The 16,909-nt window shown below is 73.4% G+C and carries 12 protein-coding genes; 8 read left to right on the forward strand and 4 right to left on the reverse strand.

The window, feature by feature from the left end; translation table 11 throughout:
- Nucleotides 1–189 precede the first annotated feature (189 nt).
- From ACF1AL_RS03825 to ACF1AL_RS03835, 3 genes are all read left to right on the forward strand, one after another.
- The gene (locus tag ACF1AL_RS03825; protein ID WP_366839692.1) at nucleotides 190–498 is read left to right on the forward strand and encodes a tetratricopeptide repeat protein; all 309 of its coding nucleotides are present in this window, start codon (nucleotides 190–192) and stop codon (nucleotides 496–498) included.
- A gap of 60 nt (nucleotides 499–558) precedes the next feature.
- Nucleotides 559–1,215: a peptide deformylase gene (locus tag ACF1AL_RS03830; RefSeq protein ID WP_391779999.1), complete on the forward strand. Its 657-nt coding sequence runs from the start codon at nucleotides 559–561 to the stop codon at nucleotides 1,213–1,215.
- Nucleotides 1,216–1,400: 185 nt separating this feature from the next.
- Nucleotides 1,401–2,987: an ABC-F family ATP-binding cassette domain-containing protein gene (locus ACF1AL_RS03835; protein ID WP_391779998.1), complete on the forward strand. Its 1,587-nt coding sequence runs from the start codon at nucleotides 1,401–1,403 to the stop codon at nucleotides 2,985–2,987.
- Between the two features lie 166 nt (nucleotides 2,988–3,153).
- On the opposite strand, the gene ACF1AL_RS03840 is transcribed toward ACF1AL_RS03835, so the two are convergent.
- Nucleotides 3,154–4,584 (reverse strand): dihydrolipoyl dehydrogenase family protein, encoded by a 1,431-nt coding sequence (locus ACF1AL_RS03840; protein WP_391661502.1) that lies wholly within the window; start codon nucleotides 4,582–4,584, stop codon nucleotides 3,154–3,156.
- 181 nt (nucleotides 4,585–4,765) lie between these two features.
- Here ACF1AL_RS03840 and trxA point away from each other — a divergent pair, with 181 nt between their 5' ends.
- On the forward strand, nucleotides 4,766–5,146 hold the full coding sequence (gene trxA, locus ACF1AL_RS03845) for a thioredoxin (RefSeq protein ID WP_366839625.1): 381 nt from the start codon (nucleotides 4,766–4,768) through the stop codon (nucleotides 5,144–5,146).
- Nucleotides 5,147–5,341: 195 nt separating this feature from the next.
- Here trxA and ACF1AL_RS03850 read toward each other — a convergent pair whose 3' ends face one another.
- Together ACF1AL_RS03850 and ACF1AL_RS03855 are read right to left on the reverse strand one after the other, a co-directional pair.
- Nucleotides 5,342–6,388, reverse strand: coding sequence for a LacI family DNA-binding transcriptional regulator (locus ACF1AL_RS03850; RefSeq protein ID WP_391779997.1), 1,047 nt, complete (start codon nucleotides 6,386–6,388; stop codon nucleotides 5,342–5,344).
- A 249-nt stretch (nucleotides 6,389–6,637) separates the two neighbouring features.
- Nucleotides 6,638–7,303 (reverse strand): TetR/AcrR family transcriptional regulator, encoded by a 666-nt coding sequence (locus ACF1AL_RS03855; protein WP_391705841.1) that lies wholly within the window; start codon nucleotides 7,301–7,303, stop codon nucleotides 6,638–6,640.
- A 120-nt stretch (nucleotides 7,304–7,423) separates the two neighbouring features.
- On the opposite strand from ACF1AL_RS03855, the gene ACF1AL_RS03860 reads away from it, so the two are divergent.
- Entirely contained in the window at nucleotides 7,424–7,987 is a 564-nt protein-coding gene (locus tag ACF1AL_RS03860; protein WP_366839629.1) for an NAD(P)H-dependent oxidoreductase, read from the forward strand.
- A gap of 70 nt (nucleotides 7,988–8,057) precedes the next feature.
- Here ACF1AL_RS03860 and ACF1AL_RS03865 read toward each other — a convergent pair whose 3' ends face one another.
- The gene (locus tag ACF1AL_RS03865; RefSeq protein WP_384202510.1) at nucleotides 8,058–8,675 is read right to left on the reverse strand and encodes a TetR/AcrR family transcriptional regulator; all 618 of its coding nucleotides are present in this window, start codon (nucleotides 8,673–8,675) and stop codon (nucleotides 8,058–8,060) included.
- Nucleotides 8,676–8,829: 154 nt separating this feature from the next.
- On the opposite strand from ACF1AL_RS03865, the gene ACF1AL_RS03870 reads away from it, so the two are divergent.
- From ACF1AL_RS03870 to ACF1AL_RS03880, 3 genes are all read left to right on the forward strand, one after another.
- Nucleotides 8,830–9,639 carry an alpha/beta fold hydrolase gene (locus ACF1AL_RS03870; RefSeq protein WP_391705847.1) on the forward strand — a complete coding sequence of 270 codons (810 nt, stop codon included), beginning with the start codon at nucleotides 8,830–8,832 and terminating at the stop codon, nucleotides 9,637–9,639.
- Between the two features lie 401 nt (nucleotides 9,640–10,040).
- Nucleotides 10,041–16,295 (forward strand): DNRLRE domain-containing protein, encoded by a 6,255-nt coding sequence (locus tag ACF1AL_RS03875; protein ID WP_391779996.1) that lies wholly within the window; start codon nucleotides 10,041–10,043, stop codon nucleotides 16,293–16,295.
- Nucleotides 16,289–16,789, forward strand: a complete 501-nt coding sequence (locus ACF1AL_RS03880; protein WP_391779995.1) for a hypothetical protein — start codon at nucleotides 16,289–16,291, stop codon at nucleotides 16,787–16,789. The genes ACF1AL_RS03875 and ACF1AL_RS03880 overlap by 7 nt, the downstream gene beginning before the upstream one ends.
- Nucleotides 16,790–16,909: the final 120 nt, after the last annotated feature.

The following is a 16,909-nucleotide window of genomic DNA, read 5'->3' on the forward strand; positions in this document are numbered from 1 at the left end:
GGAATATTCAACCAACCTGCCCGGTTGTCGCGCCCGAAGGAGGTCGCCGTGCAGACGACGTTCGACGCGACGCACGAGTCGCAGACGCAGAAGCCGCAGACGCAGGAGGCGCTGATCCAGCAGGCGCAGACGCAGGAGGCGGAGTACTACACCCACGGGACGCCCGCGGAGCGCTGGGAGCGCGCCCGGATGTTCTTCGGTGCCAAGGACTACGCCGCCGCGGCGCGGGTGCTGGCCCCGCTCGTCGAGGAGGTGCCGGAGCAGACCGGACCGCGGCTGCTGCTGGCTCGCGCCTACTACCACTCCGCTCAACTGCGCCGCGCCGAGAGCGAGTTGCGCGTCATCGTGGAGCGGGACCCGGTGGAGCACTACGCCCGGCTGATGCTGGGCCGCACGCTCGAACGGCAGGGTCGCGGCGAGGAGGCCGAGACGCATCTGCGGATCGCCTCCGCCCTCGCCGGCGAGTTCCCGCAGGACGCGGAGGACCCGCAGGACTGAGCACACCGCCATGGCACGGAGGGAGCCCCCGGCCCCTCCGTGCCATGGCATGCTGGCGTGATGGCCCTTCCCGCTGACCAGGCGCCGCAGGCGCCCCTCACCGAACGCGTCGAGGCACTGCTCGCCCCCGGCGGCCCCTTGCCCATCGTCGCCGCCGGCGACCCCGTACTGCGCCGCGGAACCGAGCGCTATGAGGGGCAACTCGGCTCCGGACTGCTGGCCCGCTTCGTCGAGGCGCTGCGCGTCACCATGCGCGCGGCACCCGGCGTCGGGCTGGCCGCGCCGCAGGTCGGGGTTCCGCTGCGGATCGCGGTCATCGAGGATCCGGCGCCGGTGACGGAGGAGGTCCGGCTGGCCCGGGGGCGCGTGCCGCAGCCGTTCCGGGTGCTGGTCAACCCGTCGTACGAGCCCGTCGGCGCCGAACGCGCCGCGTTCTACGAGGGGTGCCTCAGCGTGCCCGGCTGGCAGGCCGTGGTGGCGCGGCACGCCCGCGTCCGGCTCACCGGCGAGGACGAGCACGGCCGGGCCGTCGACGAGGTGTTCGCCGGCTGGCCGGCGCGGATCGTCCAGCACGAGACGGACCACCTGGACGGCACGCTGTACCTGGACCGCGCCGAGCCGCGCTCCCTCGCGTCGTACGAGGCCATGGCCCGGCGCTGGACCCAGCCGACGCCCGAGGCCGCCGCGCGGGAACTCGGCTTCGAGCTGCCCCGCTGAGCCCCACCGCCGGTCGCCCGGTGGCCATCGCCGGTACCCGACGCCGGCCTCCGAGGCGGAAATCCGGAGGCGGCCCGCCCGCCGCCTCCGTTAGCCTGACCTCATGTCGACGCCCCGCACTTCCTAGCTGAGGACCCGCTTCCACGCCACCCGTGTGTCCTCTTGCTTGTTCGGAGCGTCTTCTCGTGATCACCCTTCGTGATGTCGACGTGCGCGTCGGCGCGCGTCTGCTGCTGTCCGGCATCTCCTTCCACGTCTCCCCCGGCGACCGCATCGGCCTGGTCGGCCGCAACGGCGCCGGAAAGACCACCCTGCTCGGCACCCTGGCCGGGGTGCGGCGCCCGGCCGCCGGGACCGTGACCCGTACCGGAGCGGTCGGGTACCTCCCGCAGGACTCCCGCGCCGCCGACCCGGCCACCACCGTGACCGACCGGATCCTGTCCGCCCGTGGCCTCGACGAGGCCGTACGCCGGCTGCGGCGCGCGGAGGCCGCCATGGCCGGCGGCGAGGAGCGGGCGATGCACGCCTACGTCCGCGCCGAGGCCGACTTCCAGGCCCGCGGCGGATACGCGGCCGAGGCGGAGGCGGCGAAGATCGCCGCCGGTCTCGGGCTGCCCGGACGACTCCTCGACCGGCCGCTCGGCGCGCTGTCGGGCGGGCAGCGGCGCCGGGTGGAGCTGGCGCGGATCCTGTTCGCCGAGCACGGCACCCTGCTGCTGGACGAGCCGACCAACCACCTCGACGCGGACTCGATCGGCTGGCTGCGCGGCTTCCTCGCCTCCCACCAGGGCGGACTGGTGCTGATCAGCCACGACGAGTCCCTGCTCGCCGCCACCGTCAACCGGGTCTTCCACCTCGACCCGCGGCGCGCCACGATCGACGTCCACAACACCGGCTGGCACACCTACCTCGCCCAGCGGGACGCCGACGAGCGGCGCCGCACGCGCGAGCGGGCGAACGCCGAGCGCAAGGCGGCCGCGTTGCACGCGCAGGCGGACAAGATGCGGGCGCGGGTGGCGACGGCGACCTCCGCGCGGAACATGGCGCGCCGCGCCGACCGTATGCTCGCCGGTCTGGAACCGGAGCGCCGGACCGAGCGGACCGCGCGGATCCGGCTGCCCGAGCCGGCCCCGTGCGGCCGGATCCCGCTCGGCGCGATCAGCCTCACCAAGGCATACGGCGACCAGCGGGTGCTGTCGGGCGTGGACCTGGCCGTCGACCGGGGCAGCCGGCTCGTCGTGCTCGGGCCCAACGGGGCCGGAAAGACGACCCTGTTGCGGATCCTCGCCGGGCAGGACGCGCCCGACAGCGGGCGGATCGTACCCGGGCACGGGCTCCGGCTCGGCTACTTCGCTCAGGAACACGACCTGCTGGACGGATCGTTGACCGTGCGGCAGCAACTCGCCTCGGCGGCACTGGAGCTGACGGACGGTGAGGTGCGGCACGTGCTGGGCGCGTTCCTGTTCGCCGGGGACGACGCCGACAAGCCGGTCGGCGTCCTCTCCGGCGGGGAGAAGACCCGGCTGGCGCTGGCCGGGCTCGTCCACTCCGGCGCCAACGTGCTGCTGCTCGACGAGCCCACCAACAACCTCGACCCCGCCTCCCGGGCCGAGGTGCTGTCCGCGGTCGGCACCTACCCGGGGGCGATCGTCATGGTCACCCACGACCCGGGCGCGATCGAGGCGCTGCGCCCGGACCGGGTGCTGCTGCTGCCGGACGCGGACGAGGACCTGTGGAGCGAGGAGTACCTGGAGCTGGTGTCCCTGGAGTAGCCGGCCCGGCCACCTCCGCCGCGGACCCGCCGTACACCAGCCCGCCGCGGACCGGCCGTACGCCAGCCCGCTGCGGACCGGCCGTACACCAGCCCGCCGCGGGCCGGCGGTACAGCAGTCCGCGGCGGGCCGGCAGTGCACGGCTGCGGTCCCCTCCCGCCCCCGGTCAGCCGCGGTACGCCTCCAGCAGGCGCAGCCACACCTCGCTGAGCGTCGGGTAGGACGGCACCGCGTGCCACAGCCGGCCGATGGGCACCTGCCCGGCGACGGCGACCGTCGCCGAGTGGATGAGCTCGCCGACGCCGGGGCCGACGAAGGTCACCCCGCGCAGGATCTCGTGCTCCAGGTCGACGACCATGCGGGCGCGGCCCTTGTAGCCGTCGGCGTACAGGCCGGCGCCGGCGACCGAGGACATCTCCACGTCGACGGCGCGCACCCGGTGGCCGGCCTGCTCGGCCTCGGCGAGGGACAGGCCGACGGCGGCGGCCTCCGGGTCGGTGAACACGACCTGCGGTACGGCGTGGTGGTCGGCGGTGGCCGCGTGCGCGCCCCAGGGCTCGTCCCCGGCGGAGTCGTCGCCGGCGGCGCGGGCGGCGATCGCGGCGCCCGCGATCCTGGCCTGGTACTTGCCCTGGTGGGTGAGCAGGGCGCGGTGGTTGACGTCGCCGACCGCGTACAGCCAGTCGGTGCCGGTGACCCGGAGGCTGTCGTCGACCTCCAGCCAGCCGCCGGGTTCCAGGCCGACGGTCTCCAGACCGATGTCGTCGGTGCGCGGGGCACGGCCGGTGGCGAAGAGGATCTCGTCGGCCTCGATGCGCTCGCCGGAGCCGGTGACGGCCACGACGGTGCCGTTCCGCCGGCTGACGGACTCGACCGAGGTGCCGGTGCGCACGTCCGCTCCGGCCTCGGTGAGGGCCTCGGCGACGAGTTCGCCGGCGAACGGCTCCATGCGGTTGAGCAGGCCCTTGCCCCGGACCAGGAGGGTGACACGGGAGCCGAGGCCCTGCCAGGCGGTGGCCATCTCGGTGGCGACCACTCCCCCGCCGACGACGATCAGCCGGCCCGGCACCTCCTTGGCGCTGGTGGCCTCGCGGCTGGTCCAGGGCCGCACCTCGGCGAGTCCGGGCAGGTCGGGCAGCTGGGCGCGGGTACCGGTGGACACGGCGACCGCGTGCCGGGCGGTCAGCGTGCGCCGGGTGCCGTCGGGCGCGGTCACCTCGACCGTGCGGGGGCCGGCGAGCCGGCCGTGGCCGCGGTACAGGTCGGCGCCGATGCCCTCCAGCCAGCGGACCTGGCCGTCGTCGTGCCAGTCGGAGGTCTCGTAGGTGCGGTGGGCGAGCACCTCGGCCGCGTCCAGCGGGGCCTGCGCCGCGCGCCGCAGGCCGGGCGTGCGGCGGGCGTCGGCGCGGGCGATGACCGGGCGCAGCAGGGCCTTGCTGGGCATGCACGCCCAGTAGGAGCATTCGCCGCCGACGAGTTCGCTCTCCACGACCGCGGTGGTGAGGCCGGCCGCGCGGGTGCGGTCGGCGACGTTCTCCCCCACGGGTCCGGCACCGAGCACCACGACGTCGTACGCGATCGTTTCCGTTTCCGTCATGGGGTCAGTCTGGTGGGTGGCGGGCGCGCGGGCCACAGGTGTGGGCCGGTGTCGTGCCGGCGTGCACCCAGGTGACACAGGTGTGCGCGCGGGCCACAGGGGTACGTGCGCGGAATACGTACCCGGTCGGCCGTGTTGTGCCGACGCACGCCCCCCGACCCAGGAATGAGGGAAGCACGCCATGAGCAGCACCGTGGAGCTCACCAAGGAGAACTTCGACCAGATGGTCACGGACAACGACTTCGTCCTGATCGACTTCTGGGCGTCCTGGTGCGGGCCGTGCCGTCAGTTCGCGCCGGTGTACGAGAAGGCCGCGGAGGAGAACCCGGACCTGGTCTTCGGGAAGGTCGACACGGAGGCGCAGCCGGAGCTGGCCGCCGCCTTCCAGATCCAGTCGATCCCGACGCTGATGATCGTGCGCGACCAGGTCGCGATCTTCGCCCAGCCGGGCGCGCTGCCCGAGGCCGCGCTCGCGGATGTCATCGGGCAGGCCCGCAAGCTGGACATGGACGAGGTGCGCAAGTCGATCGCCGCGCAGCAGGGGAACGGCCAGGCCGAGTAGGACCCAGCCACCGCGATCGGGTACGTCGGCACGCCGTCACCGCGCGTCGTCACCGGGACCGTCAGGTCATCGGTGGGGCGGGGTGGCGGCGTGCGGCTTTTCACGGCGCAGCCGGTGTTCAGGGATGAGCCGAATCCGCGGCGCGTCCGGCGTTCACGACTCGGCCGAATCCGCGGCGCGTCCGGCGGTCACGGCTCAGCTGGATTCGCGGTGGACCACCGAGGCGCCGAGGACCTGGTGGATCTGGGGGGCGGCGCCCGGCTCGCGGACCGCGCGGTCGACGAGTTCGGCGAGGTCGCGGCCGGAGGGCAGCTCGATGTGGACCGTGCTCAGGCGCGGCCGCAGCAGCCGGCCCAGCATCAGGTCGTCGGCGCCGACGACGGCCGTGTCCTCGGGCACGCGCACGCCCTCGTCCTGCAGGGCGCGCATCAGCAGCATCGCGTACTCGTCGTTGTAGGCGAACACGGCGTCCAGGCCGAGGGCGCCCCAGCGCGCGGCGAGCCGGGCGGCGGGCTCCTCCTCGTAGGCGAGGGGCAGCGGGGTGACCGTGGCGTCGGTGCCCCGCAGGGCGCGCTGCACGCCCTCCAGGCGGGGGCGGGAGAAGGGCTCCAGGCCCGTCTCCTCGGGGACGACGACGCCGATGCGGCGCCGGCCGCGCGCGTACAGGTGGGTCGCGGCGGCGTGGCCGACGCCCTCGTGGTCGAGCAGCAGGGCGTGGGCGCCCTCGACGGTCTCGGAGCCGAGGGTGAGGACGGCGCGGGCGCCGGCCCGCTTGAGCACGGCGACGTCGTCGGGGCCGAGTCCGGTGCCGGGGACCAGGACGGCGACGGGGCGCAGTTCGGCCCAGGCGCGGGCGGCCTCGTCGCCCTGGACGCCGAGGGTGCCGTACTGGACGACCGTGTAGTCCAGCCGGCCGAGCGCCCACTGCAGCTCGTTGAGGAAGCGGCTGTAGAGCGGGCCGACGGGGACGGCCGGGGCGGGCATCAGGACCATGCGGCTGTGCCCGGCGCGCAGGCTGCGGGCGCCCGCGTGGGGGACGTAGCCGAGTTCCCTCGCGGCCTCGTGCACGCGGCGGCGGGTGGCGTCGCTGATCCGCACCGAGCTGGTGTTGTTCAGGACGTAGGAGACGGTCGCGCGCGAGACGCCGGCCAGCCGGGCCACATCGGCGCTCGTGGGGGCGGAGCGCGGTGCGGGCGACGCGGGCGGGGGCGTGTTCGGTATCTGCACCATGACGGTACGCATCTTGGCAGAAGCGGGCGGGGACCTCCCGGCCGGGGGAACCTGGTTCACGCTTGCACGAAACCGGCCGGAAGGCACCTCGCGCCGACCTGGGCTTCCTCCGCGCGGGCCCGGCTCGGCGCCGGGCGGTGGTCCGCAACCAGGCGGTCGCCCGGCGCCTGGCGGTGGGCGGCAGTCAGGCGATCGCTCGGCGCCGGGCGGTGGGCGGCGGCCCGGCGCTCGCTCGGCGTCGCGGCGGCCGGGAGGCGGCGCTCAGGGAGTGGGCGTCCCGCCGCCGGTCACGCGGTCGACCAGGTCCACCCAGCTCGCCTCCAGGCGTTCGACGGGCATCCGGCACTGGCGGGTCAGGTGGTGCACCAGGGCGGGGCTGAGCTGGCCCATCAGGGCGTGGGCGAGCAGCTCGGCGTCGGCTCCGGGGACCGCCTGGCGCAGCAGCAGGGCGACGTGGCTGTGCAGCACGCGACGCGGCGGGGCGAGATAGCGGCGGTCGGGGCCGGGTTCGGCGGCCAGTTCCAGCTCCAGCTCGTCGACGGTCCGGCGCAGCAGGGCGCAGCCGAAGGCGCGCAGCCGCTCCGCGGGCGGGGCGCCGGGGCCCAGCGGGGGCGGACCGCTGAGGAAGGCGGCCTGGAACTTGCGCTCGGAGTGGTCCAGGAGCGCGGTGAGCAGTCCGGTGCGGTCGCCGAAGCGGCGGAAGACGGTGCCCTTGCCCACGCAGGCCGCGGCCGCCACGGCCTCCATGGTCACGCCGGCCACGCCGTGCTCGGCGATCAGCCGGGCGGCGGCGTCGAGCAGTTTGGCGCGGTTGCGGGCGGCGTCGGCGCGCAGGCACGGCTCGTCGTCGACGGCTCCGACGGTGAGCAGCTCGGGTTCGCCGGCGATCTCCTGGTGCGGCGGGACGGGCGGGAGGGGCGCGGACATGAAGTCAGCGTAAAGCATCGGGAATGAAACTGGACCGAGGTCCGCTTAGGGTGATAGAAAATTAAACGGACCTCGGTCCGGATTCGTAACAGCCGTGTTTCAGCACCCCCTGGAGTTCCCATGTCCGTTCGCATCCTCGCTCTGGTCGGCAGCCTGCGCGCCGGTTCCCACAACCGTCAGCTCGCCGAGGCCGCCGTCAAGCTGGCACCGGAGGGCGCCGAGGTCGTGGTCTTCGAGGGCCTGGCCGACATCCCCTTCTACAACGAGGACATCGACGTCGAGGGCAGCGTCCCGGCCGCGGCCGCCGAGCTGCGTGCGGCCGCCCAGGCCGCCGACGCCTTCCTGCTGTTCTCGCCGGAGTACAACGGCACCATTCCGGCCGTCCTGAAGAACGCCATCGACTGGCTGTCGCGCCCGTTCGGCGCCGGCGCCTTCGGCGGCAAGCCGGTCGCCGTCATCGGCACCGCCTTCGGCCAGTACGGCGGCGTGTGGGCGCAGGACGACACCCGCAAGGCCGTCGGCATCGCCGGCGGCAAGGTGATCGAGGACATCAAGCTGTCCATCCCCGGCTCGGTGACCCGCTTCGCCGAGACCCACCCGGTGGACGACGCCGAGGTCGCCGCGCAGCTGACCGAGGTCGTCGCCCGTCTGCACGGCCACGCGGACGAGGCGGTCGCCGCCTGATCCGGCCCTCCCCGCACCACGGCGAAGGGGTGGCAGCCCATGGGCTGCCACCCCTTCGCCGTGCCGTGCGTCAGGCGGGCGGCGCGGGCCAGGCCGCCATCGCCAGCTCCGCGATGTGTTCCAGCGTGCGGCGGTCCGCGCCGTCGCAGGCCTGCTGGTTCATCCCCTGGATGACGGCGGCGCAGTAGGACGCGAGCCCGTCGGCGTCCACCTCCGGCGCAAGCAGCCCCGCGTCGATGTCCGCCCGGACGCGGGCGGCGATGGCCGCTTTGGTCTCCTCGCGCATCGCCCGCAGCCCCTCTTTCACCTCGGCCGACCCGGGCGCGCAGTTGGCGGCCCCCGTGATGATCAGACAGCCCGGCGGATGGCTCGGGTCGGTGTAGTCGGCGGCCAGACGGCGCAGCATGGCGGCCACGGCGGTGCGGGCGTCCGGCCCCTGGAGCGGGCCGAACCCGTACTCCCGCCGGTAGAGCGCCACGGCCTCGTCGAACAGCCGGCGCTTGTCGCCGAAGGCGGCGTACAGGCTGGGCGGGTTGATCCCCATGGCCTCGGTGAGCGTGGCGATCGAGGTCGTCTCGTAGCCGTGGGTCCAGAACTCCCTGAGGGCGGCGGCCAGGGCCCGGTCGCGGTCGAAGGCGCGCCGGCTGCGCCGGGCGGCGGTCGGGCGGGGGCTGTCTGCGCGGCTCATGGCGGTCAGTCTAACCAGAGCTGTAGCGAACACTAAAGATCACTGCTACGGTCCTGCCCGACGCCTGCTTTAGCGATCGCTACAGCTGTGCGCCGCCCACGATCGCTACAGCTGTGCGCCGCCCACGACCGATCAGCCCACGGGAGGACCCGCCATGCCCACATCCGTCACACCCGCCTACGCCCGCACCGTGCACGGCCGGGGCCCGGGCCGCCCGGGACTGCTGCTGGCGCACGGCGCGAGCGGCAGCGTCCAGGCCAACTACGGGCCGATCATGGAGGGGCTGGCGGCGGACCGTACCGTCGTCGGCGTGGACTACCCGGGTACCGGCGCCACCCCCCGGGCCCAGGAGCCGCTCAGCCTGGACGAGCTCGCCGACCAGCTGGTCGCGGCGGCCGACGCGGAGGGGCTCGGCACCTTCGCCGTCAGCGGGTACTCCCTCGGCGGCCCGGTCGCGATACGGCTCGCGGTCCGCCACCCCGAGCGGGTCGAGGCTCTCGCCCTCACCGCCTCCTTCGCGCACGCCGACCGCCGCACGGAACTCGCCGCGTCCCTCTGGCAGCGGCTCCACGACAGCGGGCAGCACGACCTGCTGGCCGCCTACATGACGCTGATGACGCTGAGCGAGCCCGCCCTGAACGCCCTCACGCCCGGCCAACTGCGGGAGAGCATCGAGGGGTTGGCCGCCGGGCTGCCGGTCGGCACCGGTGACCACGTCGCCCTGGTGCGCACCATCGACGTACGCGCCGACCTGGCCCGCATCACCGTGCCCACGCTGGTGGTGGTCACCACCGGCGATCCGCTCGTCCACCCGGCCCTGCAGCGCCGGCTCGCCGACGCGCTGCCGCACGCACGGGTGGCCGAACTGCCCACCGGTCACCTGCCGTTCGTGGAGCGACCCGCCGAGTGGCTGCGGCTGCTCACCGGCTTCCTGGCGGAGACCCGCACGCGCGACCGCGCCTGATCACCACGGGACCGCCGCCGGCGGGACGTGAGCCGTCCTTCCGGCGGCCGGAAAACACCCCCTTCACACCGGTCGGCGGATGTACACCCCTCGACCATGTGATCCCTCCCATTGATCCACTTCTTCCTTCATTTCTTGGGAAAGTCTTGGCCCGCCGCGGGGAACTCACACCCCCTCCCCGACCATCGCCAAGGGCGGACCGAAGGGGGCAATGCACGCAAGGGGAACAGGACTTGGGGGCAATCAGCACGTCGGCCGGGCGCGCACTTTCCCTCCCCTTGAACGTTTGTTGAGCGTTCCTGGAATGTTCATGGCAACCAGACAGTCACCCCGTGATCACCTCTGTGAAAATCAGCCCGTTTCTGTTGGCTCCGTACAACGGAGTGCCAGAGAGGAAGCTGATGAAGCGTCACAGATCCAGGAGCTCGGGCAGCCCTGGAGGGAACAGGCTCCGCACGGCCCGGCTGCGCCGCACCGCCCTCGGCGTGGTCACCCTGCTCGCGCTGGAGACGGCCCTGGTGTCGCAGGACACCGGCCTCGCCTTCGCCGGCGGCACCCCGGCCCGCACCGCGTCGTCGGGCACGCCCCGCGCGCAGGGCCCGGCCGAGGCGCAGGACGCGGCCTCGGCGGTGCTCATGGCCCGCCTGCAGCACCGCAGGATCGAGGTGCTGTCCGCGCGCACGGCGGACTCCTCGACGTACGCGCTGCCGAACGGGCAGATGCAGACCGAGGCGTACGCCGGGCCGGTCCGCGTGAAGCAGGGAACGGTGTGGAAGAACATCGACACCGCCCTGTCCGACACCGGCGCCGACCTCACGCCCGCCGCCGCGGCCGCCGCGATCGCGGTCTCCGACGGCGGGGACCAGCACCTCGCCTCGGTGCGCAAGGGCAAGGCGTCCTTCGGGCTCGGCTGGCACAGCAAGCTGCCGGCGCCGGCCGTCCACCACAACACCGCCACCTACGACCTCGGCGGCGGGCAGACGCTGTCCGTGACGGCCCTCGCCCAGGGCTTCTCGGAGAACATACGGCTCACGCAGCGGCCGGCGGGCGACGCGGTGTCGTACCGCATCCCGCTGGACCTGGCCGGGCTGAAGCTGTCGCAGGCCGCCTCCGGGCACCTGCTGCTCAAGGACGCGGCGGGCGCGCTGGTCGCCGAGGCACCGGCGCCGATGATGTGGGACGCCTCCCTGGACCGGGCGTCGGGCGAGTCCGCGCACCGCCGGCAGGTCGCCACGCGCGTGGAGACCGCCGCCGACGGCAGGCAGACCCTCGTGCTGACCCCGGACCGGGACTTCCTCGCGAAGGCCACGTACCCGGTCACGGTGGACCCGACCACGACCCTGGCCGTCACCACCGACACCTGGGTGCAGAACCCGGACTACCCCGACTCCCAGGTCTCCTCCGAGGAGCTGAAGTCGGGCACCTACGACGGGGGCAGCGACACCGCCCGCGCGTACCTGAAGTTCGACGTCTCCAAGCTCGCCGGCAAGCACATCACGGCGGCGACGATGTCGCTGTACAACTACTACTCGGCGACCTGCTCCACCTCCGGCGCCGCCACCCAGGCCAAGCGGATCACCTCCACCTGGTCCTCCTCGTCGATCACCTGGGGCGCCCAGCCCTCCACCACGACGACGGACATGGCGACCAACACCGGCCACTGGGGCTACTCCTCGTCCTGCCCGGCCGCCTGGTCGAACTGGAACCTGCAGTCGATGGTCCAGTCGTGGGCCAACGGCAGCACCAACTACGGCATCCAGCTGCGCAGCGCGGACGAGACGGACTCCACCAGCTGGCGCCGCTTCCGCTCGGCGAACTACTCCACCGCCGGGTACGCGCCGAAGCTGTCGGTGACCTACAACTCCTACGCCACCACCTCCTCGGCGGCGATCTCCCCGAACTTTCCCAACCCCTACAACGGCAAGACGTACGTCACCTCGCTGACGCCGACCCTGTCCGCGAAGGTGACGGACGCCGACGGCGGCAACGCCCAGGCGCAGTTCGAGATCACCGCGGACCCGGCGTACGCGGACACCACGTACTCCTACACCGCGCTGGGCAAGACGGTCGCCTCGGGCTCCGCCTCCACGCTGACCGTCCCCTCGGCGAACGCCTTCCCGGCCGGCAAGCACCTGCGCTTCCGGGTGCGCGGCTACGACGGCACGGACTACGGCGCGTGGTCGGGCTACACCACCTTCGTGCTGAACACCGCGCTGCCGGCCGCGCCGGCCATCTCCTGCACGCCGTACAGCGAGAACACCTGGACCGCGACCAGCGACAGCGGTGCCACCTGCACGCTGGACACCTCCTCCACGGACGGCATGGGCTACTACTGGGGTCTGGACGACTCCTCGGTGCCGGGCCGCGTCTACGACACCACCGACGGCACCGGCGGCGACCCGCTCACCGTCACCATCAAGCCGGGTGAGGACTGGCACAAGCTGTACGCCAAGACCGTCGACTCCGGCGGCAACGTCTCCACCTCCGCCACCGCCTACGCCTTCGGCGTCGGCAACGGGGCCGGTCTGCTCACCCCGGGCGACGGCGACAGCGCCGCCCGCCGGGTCTCCCTGACCGCCACCGGCAAGACCACCTACACCGGCGTCACCTACCAGTACCGCCGCGGTGAGACCGACTCCTGGCACGACGTGCCGGTCGCCGACGTGACCCGCTCGGCGGACGGCTCATCCGTCCCCGCCTGGCCGCTCGCCGTGTCGGGCGGCTCCCCCGCGGCGCTCACCTGGAACGTCACCACGTCCCTGACGCAGGACGGCCCGGTCGACGTGCGCGCCGCCTTCACCGACGGCACGACCACGGCGTACTCCCAGCCGCACACGGTCACCGTCGACCGCAACGCGGGCACCGCGCCGAGCCAGGAGGTCGGCCCGGGGTCGGTGAACGCGCTGACCGGTGACTACACGCTCTCGGCCACGGACGCCTCCGGTTTCGACCTGACGGTGACCCGCACCGCCTCCTCGCGCCGCCCGGCCGCGGGTGCCGACGCGGAGGGCCAGGTGGCCATCTTCGGCCCGCAGTGGACCTCCGGCACCACCGCCGAGATCACCGACTCCGACTGGGCGTACGTCCGCAAGACCTCGGCGACCTCCCTCGCGCTGGTCGACGTGGACGGCGACGAGACCGGCTTCACCGCGACCTCCTCCGGCGGCTGGAAGCCCGAGCCGGGCTCGGAGGACCTGACCCTGACCGGATCGCTGACCGGCTCGTTCACGCTGAAGGACGACGAGGGCAGCACGACCACCTTCGCCAAGGTGGACCCGGCGGCCACGACCTGGCAGGTGTCCAGCACCTACCTGCCCACCGACAACTCCACCACCAAGGTGGTCTCGGAGAAGGTCACCGCCGGCACCTCCACCCTGGCCCGCCCGAAGTACGTGATCGCCCCGACCTCGGCCGTCTCCGCCGCCACGTGCGAGACGACGCCGTCGGCGAAGGGCTGCCGGATGCTGGAGTTCGTCTACGCGGCCTCCACCACCGCCACCTCGACGGCGCTCGGCGACTTCACCGGCCAGGTGAAGCAGATCAGGCAATGGGCCACCGACCCGGGTGCCGCCACGGCGACCGCCACGGTCGTCGCCCAGTACGCCTACGACAGCTCCGGCCGTCTGCGCGAGGAGTGGGACCCGCGGATCAGCCCCGCGCTGAAGACCGCCTACACCTACGACTCCGCCGGACGCGTCGCCACCCTGACCCCGCCCGGCGAGCTGGCCTGGACGTTCACCTACGGCAAGGCCGGCAACGCCGCCACGGCCGGTGACGGCATGCTGCTCGCCGCCTCCCGCCCGAACCTCACCGCGGGCACCAAGAACACCCCCGACGGCACCAACGCCACCACCAGCGTGGTCTACGACGTCCCGCTGACCGGCGCCGGCGCGCCGTACGCGATGGGGACGTCGGACGTCGCCGCCTGGGGCCAGACCGATGTGCCGACGGACGCCACGGCCGTCTTCCCGGCCGACGCGGTGCCGCTGTCGCACAGCGGCGCGGCGCTGACCGCCGCGGACTACAAGCGGGCCACCGTCACCTACACCGACAACTCCGGCCGCGAGGTCGACACCGCCACGCCCGGTGGGCACATCACCACCACCGAGTACGACCGGTTCGGCAACACCGTGCGGGAACTGACCGCCGCCAACCGCGAACTGGCGCTGGCCACCGGCGGCAGCGGCCAGGCGGAGCAGGTCGCGCTCAGCATCGACCAGCTCACCCCCGCCGACCGCGCCGAACTGCTGTCGACGCGCTCGGTGTACTCCGCCGACGGCCTGCGCCAGACCGACGAGTACGGGCCGCTGCACCAGGTGACCCTGACCTCCACGCTGAAGGCGCCCGCCGGCGGCACCGACCTGCCGGCCGGCACCCAGGTCGCCGCGCGGCAGCACACCGTCAACACCTACGACGAGGGCCGTCCCACCGACGGCACCGCCACCGTCGCCAACCAGGTCACCACCACCAGCGTGGGTGCCTACGTCGACGGGTACGCCGCCGACGCGGACGTGCGCACCACCCGCACCGAGTACGACTGGGTCAAGGGCCTGCCCACCGCGACGATCACCGACCCGGCGGGGCTCGCGCTGAAGAGGACGACCTCCTACGACGCGCAGGGCCGGGTCACCCGGACCACCCTGCCGAAGTCGAACGGCTCGGACGCGGGCACCACCGTCACCACCTACTGGTCCGCCACCGGCACCGGCGCCTGCGCCGGCCGCCCGGAATGGGCCGACCTGGTGTGCTCCACCGGCCCGGCCGGCACCGTCACCGGCGGCGGCTCCAACCCGGCCGACCTGCCCACCAGGACGGTCGAGTACGACCGCTGGGGCAACACCGCCAAGACCACGGAGACCGCGGGCGCGGTCAGCCGCACCACCACCGTCTCCTTCGACGCGGCCGGCCGGCCGATCAAGACGTCCGTGACGGGCGGCGTGGGCACGGCGGTGCCGGACACCACGACCACGTACACCCCGGACAGCGGTGACGTCGCCACGGTCACCTCCAACGGGCAGACCATCACCCACACCTACGACACCCTCGGACGGGAGATCTCCTACGACGACGGCGCCGGCAACACCGCCACCACCAGCTACGACGCGCTGGGCCGGCCGGTGAGGACGACCGACTCCGCCCCGTCGACCACCACCTACGCCTACGACACCGCCAAGGACCCGCGCGGTCTGGAGACCTCCCGCACCGACTCGGTCGCGGGCACGTTCTCCGCGACCTACGACGCGGACGGCGACCTGGCCACCCAGTCCCTGCCCGGCGGTTACACCCTGACCGTCGGCCAGGACGAGACCGGCGCGACCGTCTCGCGGACGTACACCAGGGACAGCGACGGCACCACCGTCGCCGCCGACACGACCGACGAGAGCGTCCACGGGCAGGTCGTGGCCGACGCGGACACCGCCGGACTCAGCCGCAGCCGTGCCTACGGCTACGACGCGGCCGGCCGGCTCACCCGGGCCGACGACACCGACCCGGACGGCGTCTGCACCCGCCGCGACTACACCTTCGACGGCAACACCAACCGCACCGCGCTCGCCGTCGCCCGCGCGGACGTCGGCGCCGCCTGCACCTCCACCGGCGCCACCACGACGTCGTACTCCTACGACAGCGCGGACCGTCTGGTGACCGCGGGCACCGTCTACGACGCCTTCGGCCGCACCACCACGCAGGCCTCCGGCGCCACGATCGGTTATTGGGCCAACGACCTCGTGCGGCAGCAGACCTCCGGCACCAGCCGGCAGACCTGGAACCTGGACGCGGCCGGCCGCCTCGGCTCCTGGACCACCGAGACCCAGGGCAGCGACGGCACCTGGACCCAGACCGGGTCCAAGACCAACCACTACGGCGCCGACGGCGACAGCCCGGACTGGATCCAGGAGACCCCCTCGGTGCTCTCCCGCAACGTCCAGGGCATCGGCGGCGACCTCGGCGCCGTCACCAGCGCCACCGGTGACACCGTGCTGGAACTGACGGACGTGCACGGCGATGTGACGGTCCAGCTGCCGCTGGACACCACGCAGGCCCCCACCACGTTCGCCTACGACGAGTACGGCAACGCCGAGGGCGACGCCACCGCGGCCCGCTACGGCTGGCTCGGCGGCAAGCAGCGCTCCAGCGAGACGGTCACCGGCGCCACGCTCATGGGCGTGCGCCTCTACGACCCGGCCACCGGACGCTTCCTGAGCACCGACCCGGTCCCCGGCGGCAACGCCAACGCCTACGAGTACTGCAACGGTGACCCGCTCAACCGCTACGACCTCGACGGCCGGTGGGGCTGGTTCAAGCGGCTGAAGCGCAAGTTCAACCGCTGGTCCGCCAACGCGCTCGGGTACGGCATGTCCCGGCTCGGCAGCCGGTTCTTCGGCTACCACTGCTCGTACCGGTACGGCCTGCGGGTCTGCCGGGGCGGCGCCGGGTTCCACGCGCGCGGCGGCACCACGATCGGCAACACCTACTTCACCTCGAACAACCGGGCCTACATCTCGCGCAACCGGATCCGGCACGAGAAGATCCATGTCCGGCAGTGGCGCCGCTACGGTCTGGGCTTCATCATCCGGTACTACCGGGCGGGCCGGAATCCCTGCCACAACCGGTACGAGCGTCAGGCCAACCTGAGGTGGGGTGGTTACCGTTGCTGATCCGCCGTGCGGCCCTCCGTCCGGTCCTGGCCGGGGCGATCGCCCTGCTCGGGGCCGGGTGCGGGCTGGTGCCCTCGGATCCGGCGGACCCGCCGGCGTTCGGTGCCCGGGCCGAAGGGGGGACGATCGTCGTCCGGATTCCCCTGTGCGCCTCGGACCACGTGCGCCGGGTCGACGTGACGGACTTCGAGGACAAGCGGGAGAGGCCACGCACCGTGTGGTGGGCCTCCGGACCGGTGACGCCGGCGGCCCGGCAAGGGGTCGTCCGGCTGTGGTCCGGCGAGGGCTTCGCGCAGCACGCCGGTCCGCCGGCGAGCGTCCCCGAGATCCTGGACATCGGCTACACGGACCCCTCGGGGGACGGGCTCGGTGACGTCCTCGATCTGCCCGCGATCAGGAAGGCGTCGTTGAGGGCCGGAGAGTTCTGGACCCGCGACGGCGTCAAGACCGCGGAGCAGATCGACGCCCAGCTCGGCTGCCACGGCGGCAGGTGACACAGGCGGCGACAGCCCTGCCGCACACGGACAGCCCCCTCGGCGAACGCGCCGAGGGGGCTGTCCCCTTGCCGGGCCGCACTCGGGTTGCCTGTGGGGCCGGAAGCGGCCGGTGGGGCT

This window comes from Streptomyces sp. NPDC014801 (assembly GCF_043082085.1).
Lineage (GTDB): Bacteria > Actinomycetota > Actinomycetes > Streptomycetales > Streptomycetaceae > Streptomyces.